Origin of the sequence: Aeromonas sp. ZOR0002 (assembly GCF_963866995.1) — a bacterium.
Lineage (GTDB): Bacteria > Pseudomonadota > Gammaproteobacteria > Enterobacterales > Aeromonadaceae > Aeromonas > Aeromonas caviae.
In genome coordinates, this window is sequence record NZ_CAWMFQ010000064.1 from 1 (window position 1) to 8,316 (window position 8,316).

General features: G+C 59.9%; 5 protein-coding genes and 1 tRNA gene. 5 read left to right on the forward strand and 1 reads right to left on the reverse strand.

What is annotated here, in order from left to right:
* Positions 1 to 89: 89 nt before the first annotated feature.
* A tRNA-Arg gene (locus tag AACR77_RS04220) sits at positions 90 to 166 on the reverse strand.
* A gap of 263 nt (positions 167 to 429) precedes the next feature.
* On the opposite strand from AACR77_RS04220, the gene AACR77_RS04225 reads away from it, so the two are divergent.
* From AACR77_RS04225 to gorA, 5 genes are all read left to right on the forward strand, one after another.
* Complete coding sequence (locus tag AACR77_RS04225) at positions 430 to 1,020, forward strand: TetR/AcrR family transcriptional regulator (protein ID WP_042879943.1); 591 nt, start codon at positions 430 to 432, stop codon at positions 1,018 to 1,020.
* Entirely contained in the window at positions 1,017 to 2,123 is a 1,107-nt protein-coding gene (locus tag AACR77_RS04230; protein ID WP_039040661.1) for an efflux RND transporter periplasmic adaptor subunit, read from the forward strand. The genes AACR77_RS04225 and AACR77_RS04230 overlap by 4 nt, the downstream gene beginning before the upstream one ends.
* 15 nt (positions 2,124 to 2,138) lie before the next feature.
* Complete coding sequence (locus AACR77_RS04235; protein WP_039040660.1) at positions 2,139 to 5,219, forward strand: multidrug efflux RND transporter permease subunit; 3,081 nt, start codon at positions 2,139 to 2,141, stop codon at positions 5,217 to 5,219.
* A gap of 120 nt (positions 5,220 to 5,339) precedes the next feature.
* Complete coding sequence (locus AACR77_RS04240) at positions 5,340 to 7,298, forward strand: ATP-binding protein (RefSeq protein ID WP_010672308.1); 1,959 nt, start codon at positions 5,340 to 5,342, stop codon at positions 7,296 to 7,298.
* A gap of 76 nt (positions 7,299 to 7,374) precedes the next feature.
* Positions 7,375 to 8,316: glutathione-disulfide reductase (gene gorA, locus AACR77_RS04245; protein ID WP_042879946.1), on the forward strand; the 942-nt coding region annotated here is incomplete at its 3' end.

Genomic DNA, 8,316 nt, shown 5'->3' on the forward strand with positions numbered 1-8,316 from the left:
AATCACAATCCGGGACTCTACCAACTGAGCTACAGCCACCACAGCTGTTTTCGTTCTTCAACACGCCCGTTTAACCGGCGCACTTTTGATGGTGCGCCCGACAGGATTCGAACCTGTGACCTCTGCCTCCGGAGGGCAGCGCTCTATCCAGCTGAGCTACGGGCGCTACGCTGTCGAACGGGGCGCATTATTGATGATGATGCCGACCTTGTCTACTCTTTTTTTGACACAAAGAATCAAGTGCCTGTTTTTCAATCACTTCCGACCCTTTTCAACTATTTTTGTTTTGTTCAGGCTGGATCCAGCAATTCCCCACTACTTTTTGAATCCCTCACCCCATAGGGTCAAAGATGATGGGCAATGCTTGACTTGCCTTTGCGCCCACCTAGAATGAATGAACGTTCATTCAGTCGTTGACCTCTGATAACCATGGATAAGAAAGAACGCATTTTCGAAGCAGCTCACGAGATCCTCGGCGAGCAGGGCTTCTACGGCCTTTCCATTGCCGTGGTCGCCAAGAAAGCCAAGGTGGCGGCAGGCACCATCTATCGCTATTTCAGCGACAAGGATGACCTGATCCGCCAGCTCTATCAGCACACTATCCTCAAGTTTCATCCCCTGGTCATGGAAGGTGTGCAGATAGAAGAGGTGTCCTATGAGCAGTATCGGCGCCTCTGGCTCAACATCGATGCCATCTTCACCAGCTACCCCAATGCACTCAAGTGCAAATTGCAGTACGAAAGTTCTCCATTGGGGGCTGAATTGGAGCGGGATCCGGTCATAATGGCGACGTGGGCGCCACTTGAGCGCTTCTTTGAGCAAGGACGCCAACAGGGACTCTTCATCGATCTCCCCATTCTGGTGTTGCAAGCATTGAGTCTGGATTGCGTGGCCAACCTGGCACAGCAGCGCCGGGTTCACGATTTCGAATTGACGCAGGAACAGCTGGATACGGTCATCCGGGCCAGCTGGAATGCCATTTTAAACCCTAATGTTTCCATCACAGGAGCCTGTTCATGAAAAAGTGGATGGCCATCATGTTGCTGATAGCACTCGCCCTGTTTGGCAGTGTCATCGGCTTCAATATGTTCAAGCAGAAGAAGATTGCAGAGTTCATGGCCAATCGGCCCGAGCCCGAGTTCCCGGTCACCGCCATGGTCACCAAGGCGCAGGACTGGGTCCCCACCATTGAAGCCATCGGCTTCATCGAGCCGAACCAGGGGGTCACCCTCTCCAGCGAGCTGTCAGGCACCATCGACAGCATCCGGTTCGAATCCGGGGCACATGTCAAAGCGGATCAACTGCTGCTGAGCCTGGACTCCAGTGTGGAAAAAGCCAATCTGAACTCTTCCCAGGCCAGACTGCCGGCAGCCAGGGCCAAGTTCGAGCGCTACAAGAACCTCTATCAGAAGAATTCCATCTCCCGGGACCAGCTGGATGATGCCGAGGCAAGCTACCGCTCCCTGGAGGCGGACATCGACAGTCTGAAGGCCACCATCGCCCGTCGTGAGGTGCGTGCCCCCTTCAGCGGTGCCGTGGGCCTGCGCAACGTCTTCCTCGGCCAGTATCTGGAACCGGGTACCCAGATTGTGCGCCTCGAAGACACCAGCGTGATGCGCCTGCGCTTCACCGTGCCCCAGACCGACATCTCCAAAATCACCCTGGGACAGACCATCAAGATCAACGTGGATGCCTATCCCCAGACCCAGTTTGACGGCCAGATCACGGCCATCGAGCCCGCGGTCAACTATCAGAGCGGCCTGATCCAGGTGCAGGCAGACATCCCGAACAACGACGGCCAGCTCCGTTCCGGCATGTTCGCCCGCGCCAGCATCATACTGCCCACGGTGAAGGACCAGATCGTGATCCCGCAGTCCGCCATATCCTTCACCCTCTATGGCGAGAACGTCTACGTCATTCACGAGGCTGACGGCGTGAAACGCGCCAAGCAGGTGGTGGTCAAGGCAGGTGAGCGTCGCGGCAACGATGTCCATGTGCTGTCCGGCATCAAGGCTGGCGATCAAATCGTGCTGTCGGGTCAGGTTCGCCTGAGCAACGATACCAAGGTGCACGTGGTCGAGAACGATGCCCTTGCCGTTCCGGCACAAACCCCGATGCTGTAAGCGCGGAGAGCTGCGATGCGATTTACTGACATATTCATAAAACGGCCTGTGCTGGCGATCTCGCTCAGCTTCCTGATAGCCCTGCTGGGCTTCCAGGCCATCTTCAAGATGCAGGTGCGTGAATACCCCGAGGTGATCAACACCGTCATCACGGTCAACACCAGCTACTATGGCGCCAGTGCGGACCTGATCCAGGGCTTCATCACCCAGCCCCTGGAGCAGGCGGTCGCCCAGGCCGACAACATCGACTTCATGACCTCCTCGAGCCAGCTGGGCAGTTCCACGGTGACGGCGTACATGAAGCTCAACACCGATCCGAACGCCGCGCTGTCCGACATCCTGGCCAAGGTCAACTCGGTGCGTTCCCAGTTGCCCAAAGAGGCGGAAGACCCTTCGGTCACCTCCTCCACCGGCTCCACCACGGCGGTGCTCTACATGGGCTTCACCAGCCCGGAGCTCAATTCCAGCCAGATCACCGACTACCTGGAGCGGGTCATCAAGCCCCAGCTGTTTACCGTGGGCGGGGTCTCCAAAGTGGATCTGTATGGCGGGGTCGAATTCGCCCTGCGGGTGTGGCTGGATCCGGCCAAGATGGCCGCCTTTGACCTGACCTCAAGCGACGTGATGACGGTGCTCAACAGCAACAACTATCAGTCCGCGACCGGCCAGGCCACCGGCTATTTCACCCTGTTCAACGGCAACGCCGAGACCCAGGTCGGCAACATCGAAGAGCTCAAGCGTCTGGTGGTCGCCACCCGCGACAGCAAGGTGATCCGTCTCTCCGACATCGCCAAGGTCTCCCTGGAGAAGAGCCACGACATCTATCGCGCCAGCGCCAACGGCCGCGAGGCCGTAGTTCTGGCCATCAACGCAGCCCCGACAGCCAACCCCATCAACATCGCCCACGATGTGCTGGAGCTGCTGCCGAGCCTGAAGCGCAACATGCCGAGCACCATGCAGGTGAACGTCCTGTATGACTCCACCATCGCCATCAACGAATCCATCCACGAGGTCATCAAGACCATACTGGAGGCGGCCGCCATCGTACTGGTGGTGATCACCCTGTTCCTCGGTTCGTTCCGGGCGGTCATCATCCCCATCATCACCATTCCCCTGAGCCTCATCGGCGTGGTGATGATGATGGACATGTTCGGCTTCTCCATAAACCTCATGACCCTGCTGGCGATGGTGCTGGCCATCGGTCTGGTGGTGGATGACGCCATCGTGGTGCTGGAGAACGTCGACCGTCACATCAAGGAAGGGGAAGAGCCGTTCCGGGCCGCCATCATAGGTACCCGGGAGATCGCCGTGCCCGTCATCGCCATGACGGTCACCCTGGCGGCGGTGTATGCGCCCATCGCCCTGATGGGGGGCATCACCGGCTCCCTGTTCAAGGAGTTCGCGCTGACCCTGGCGGGCGCCGTGTTCGTCTCGGGCATCATCGCCCTGACCCTGTCGCCCATGATGTGCGCCAAGATGCTCAGGGCCAACGAGGAGCCCGGCAAGTTCGAGCGTACCGTGCACGATCTGCTGGACCGGATGACGGCCCGCTACGACGCCATGCTCCATGCCGTGATGCAAAAGCGCATCGTGGTCATCCTGTTTGCCGTCATCGTGTTCGCCAGCCTGCCGCTGCTGTTCAAGTTCATTCCGAGCGAGCTGGCCCCGTCCGAGGACAAAGGCGTCATGGCGGTGCTGGGGACGGCACCTTCCAACGCCAACCTGGACTACATCGAAAACACCATGGCGGACGTGAACAAAGTCCTGGACGACCAGCCGGAGATCGCTTACTCCCAGGTCTTCTCAGGGGTGTTCAACTCCAATCAGGCGTTCGGTATCGCCTCCATGGTGCCATGGAGCCAGCGTGAAGCGAGCCAGAAAGAGGTGCTGGACCGGGTCGCCGGTCTGGTGAAGGACATCCCCGGGATGGCCATCACCACCTTCCAGTTCCCGGAACTGCCGGGGGCCTCGAGCGGTCTGCCCATCCAGTTCGTCATCACCACCCCGAACAGCTTCGAGAGCCTGTTCCTGATCGCGGGTGAGATGCTGGCGGCAACCCAGGCCAACGGCCAGTTCGTCTATTCGGATCTCGATCTGAACTACGACTCGGCCACCATGAAGATCAGCATCGACAAGGACAAGGCGGGTGCCTACGGCATCACCATGCAGGACATCGGCATCACCATGGGCACCATGATGGCGGACGGTTACGTCAACCGTATCGACCTGGATGGCCGCTCCTACGAGGTGATCCCGCAGGTGGAGCGCAAGTTCCGTCTCAACCCCGAGTCCATCAAGGGCTACTACGTGCGTGCCGCCGACGGCAAGTCGATCCCGCTGGGCAGCCTGATCAAGATTGAAGTGAAGGGAGAGCCCCGTGCCCTGCCCCACTTCAACCAGCTGAACTCCGCCACCATCGGCGCCGTGCCGGCACCGGGCGTGGCCATGGGGGATGCGATCAACTGGTTCAAGGCGACCGCGGAAGAGAAGCTGCCCCAAGGCTATCGTTACGACTTCATGGGGGAAGCCCGCCAGTTCGTGACCGAAGGGAATGCGCTCTACGCCACCTTCGCCCTGGCCCTGGCCATCATCTTCCTGGTGCTGGCGATCCAGTTCGAATCCGTGCGTGACCCGCTGGTCATCATGGTGTCGGTGCCGCTGGCCATCAGTGGCGCGCTGATCGCCCTGGCGTGGGGCATGGCCACCATGAACATCTACTCCCAGGTTGGTCTCATCACCCTCGTCGGTCTGATTACCAAGCACGGTATTCTGATCTGCGAGGTGGCGAAGGAGGAGCAGCTGCTCCATGGTCTGAACCGGATGCAAGCCGTGATGCAGGCTGCCAAGGTCCGTCTGCGCCCCATCCTGATGACCACGGCGGCGATGATCGCAGGCCTTATCCCGCTGCTCTATGCCTCGGGTGCGGGGGCGGCACAGCGCTTCAGCATCGGCATCGTCATCGTGGCGGGTCTGGCCATCGGCACCCTGTTCACCCTGTTCGTGCTGCCGGTCATCTACACCTTCCTGGCATCCGAACACAAGCCGCTGCCGGAATTCGACGAATCCATCCCGGCAAAAGCCAAGGGCGGTCACTGATCCCAGCCCACACAAAAAAGGCCCCGAAAGGGGCCTTGTTTTTATCCATTGGATGACACACGACATAAGTCCATGAAGCAGTTAAACTAAACCGCACTCAATCCAGACCGCAAGGACGCCATGTCAGGAATCTTCTCCAAGGCCGTCGGCCTTAACGGACTCTCTTATCGTCTGCTTTCCTACATTCTGATCTGCAGTACGGTGCTGGCACTGCTCATCACCGTGCTTCAGCTCGCCTGGGACTACAACAAGGATGTGACCGTCATCGAGGCCAGCATCGGCCAGATCGAGGCCTCCTTCCTGCAACCCATCTCGGCCAGTCTCTGGAATCTGGATGAAGAGCAGGTGAAGGTGCAGATCGAGGGCATCATGAACCTGCCCAACATGCAGTTCGTCATGGTCAAGGAGATGCTGGGCAATTCGGAAGTACCTCTGCTCACCCAGGGGGTGGAGCAGCCCCAATACGACATCTCCCGCGAGTTCACCCTGAGCTATCAGGGGGAAGTGGTCGGCAAGCTGTTCGTCGCCGCCTCCCTGGAGCAGGTCTACCAGCGCCTCATCGAGAAATCCGTGCTGATCCTGGTCAGCCAGACCATCAAGACCCTGGTCGTCTCGTTCTGCATCCTGGTCATCATCTACTATCTGGTGATCCGTCATATCAACCGCATCGTCAGCTATGCCCAGAAACTGAGCCTGGATCGCCTCGCGGTAGAGCTGACCCTGGAAGGTCGCCCCCTGCCCCGCAAGTCCCCCGACGAATTCGATACCCTGGCCGCCACCCTCAACCAGATGCGCACCCGGCTGAACGACGAGTTCACGGCCCGCCATCAGGCCGCCGATCAGCTCCAGCAGGAGCGGGACTTCTCCGCCACCCTGATCAACTCCGCCAACATGGTCATCTGCTGCATGGAGCCGGATCTCAACATCGCCAGCATCAACCCGGCGGCCATCCTGCTGACCGGCTATCACCACCAGGAGCTGTTGCAGCACAACTGGCTGGATCTCTTCGTCAGCAAGGAGCAGCGTGACGAGCTGGCCGCCACCCTGGCCGATCAGGGCGCTCTGGAGGACAGGGAGATCACCATGCACGACCAGCAGGGCAACGAGCTGGTACTGCAGTGGACCTTCGCTCCCTTCTACGAGGGGCCCAACCTCAAGTACCTGATCGGCTTTGGCTATGACATCACCCCCCTCAAAAAGGTCGAGCGGGAGATCACCCTGTTCAACGAGCAGCTGGAAGGCAAGGTGGCGGAACGCACCCGCAGCCTGAGCGATGCCAACGACCAGCTGGGCAAGGCCTATGACGATCTCAAGCAGGCCCAGCAGACCCTGGTGGAGTCGGAGAAAATGGCCTCCCTCGGTTCCCTTGTTGCCGGCGTGGCCCACGAGATCAACACCCCCATCGGCATCAGCGTCACCGCCTCCTCCTACCTGCAGGAGCGGGTGGCCGACTTCAAGCAGCATATCGAGGCCAAGCAGCTCTCCCGCACCTACCTCAACGAATTCACCCAGAATCTCGACGAGTCGATGCAACTGCTGCAAGGCAACCTGAGACGCGCCTCAGAGCTCATCGCCAGCTTCAAGCAGGTAGCGGTCGATCAGTCCTCCGAGGCCCGCTACAACTTCAGCCTCGCCGACAACCTGCATCAGGTGGTGGTCTCCCTCGGCTACAAGCTCAAGAAGGCCCAGTGCGAGGTGGACATCCAGTGCGATCCCAAGCTGAGCATCTACTCCTTCCCGGGCAGCTTCACCCAGATCTATTCCAACCTGATCCTCAACTCCATCCATCACGGTTTCGATGGCTGGGACAGGCCCAGAAAGATCACCATCCAGGTGGCGCAGCAGGGAGACGAGCTGGTCATCGACTACAGTGACAACGGCCGCGGCATCCCCCCGGAGATATTGCCGCGCATCTTCGATCCCTTCGTCACCTCCAAGCGGGGCCAGGGTGGCAGCGGGCTCGGCACTCACATCATCTACAACCTGGTGGTCCAGCTGCTGCGCGGCCGCATCCACTGCGCCAGCGAACCGGGCCAGGGCGCCCAGTTCCACATTCGCCTGCCCATCCAGCAGAACTGAGCACCGGCTCTTGTGAGCCGGCCGCTTTATCCCCATCATGCTGTGACTGCATTCTTAACGAGCGGAGAACCTCGCAATGGCACAGCATTTTGACTACATCGCCATCGGTGGCGGCAGCGGCGGCATCGCCTCGGCCAACCGGGCAGCCATGTACGGCAAGAGAGTCGCCCTGATCGAAGCCAAAGAGCTGGGTGGCACCTGCGTCAACGTCGGCTGCGTACCGAAGAAGGCCATGTGGTATGCAGGCCAGATCGCCGATGCCCTGAAATATGGCGCCGACTACGGCTTCGACACCACGCTCAACCACTTCAGCTGGGCCAAGCTGGTCGAATCCCGTCAGGCCTATATCGGGCGCATTCACCAGTCCTACCAGAACGTGCTGGGCAAGAACCAGATCACTGTCATCAAGGGCTTCGCCCGCTTCGTCGACAGCCATACCGTCGAGGTGAACGGCGAGCACTACAGCGCCGATCACATCCTGATTGCCACCGGCGGCCGCCCCGAGGTCCCGACCATTCCGGGCGCCGAACTGGGTATCGACTCCGACGGTTTCTTCGACCTGAAAAGCCAGCCCAAACGGGTTGCCGTGGTGGGTGCCGGCTATATCGCCGTGGAGATCGCTGGCGTGATGCAGGCACTTGGCTCCGAGACCCATCTGGTGGTGCGCAAGCATGCGCCGCTGCGCAACTTCGACCCCATGATCCACGAGACCCTGGTGGAGATCATGGCGCAGGAAGGGCCCAAGCTGCACACCCACGCCATTCCCAAGGCCGTCATCAAGAACGCAGACGACAGCCTGACCCTGCAACTGGAAAATGGTCGCCACCTCACCGTGGACTGCCTCATCTGGGCCATCGGTCGCGTGCCCGCCACCGACAACCTCAATCTGGCTGCCACCGGCATCACCCTGGACGAGAAGGGCTTCATCCCGACCGACAAGTTCCAGAACACCGCCGTCGCCAACCTTTATGCCGTCGGTGACAACACCGGCCGCATCCAGCTCACCCCAGTGGCTGTC

What these genes read in the sequence shown, in the direction of transcription:
- AACR77_RS04225 (WP_042879943.1), top strand. Translation starts at nt 430, where the DNA reads ATGGATAAGAAAGAACGCATTTTCGAAGCAGCTCACGAGATCCTCGGC.
- AACR77_RS04230 (WP_039040661.1), top strand. Translation starts at nt 1,017, where the DNA reads ATGAAAAAGTGGATGGCCATCATGTTGCTGATAGCACTCGCCCTGTTT.
- AACR77_RS04235 (WP_039040660.1), top strand. Translation starts at nt 2,139, where the DNA reads ATGCGATTTACTGACATATTCATAAAACGGCCTGTGCTGGCGATCTCG.
- AACR77_RS04240 (WP_010672308.1), top strand. Translation starts at nt 5,340, where the DNA reads ATGTCAGGAATCTTCTCCAAGGCCGTCGGCCTTAACGGACTCTCTTAT.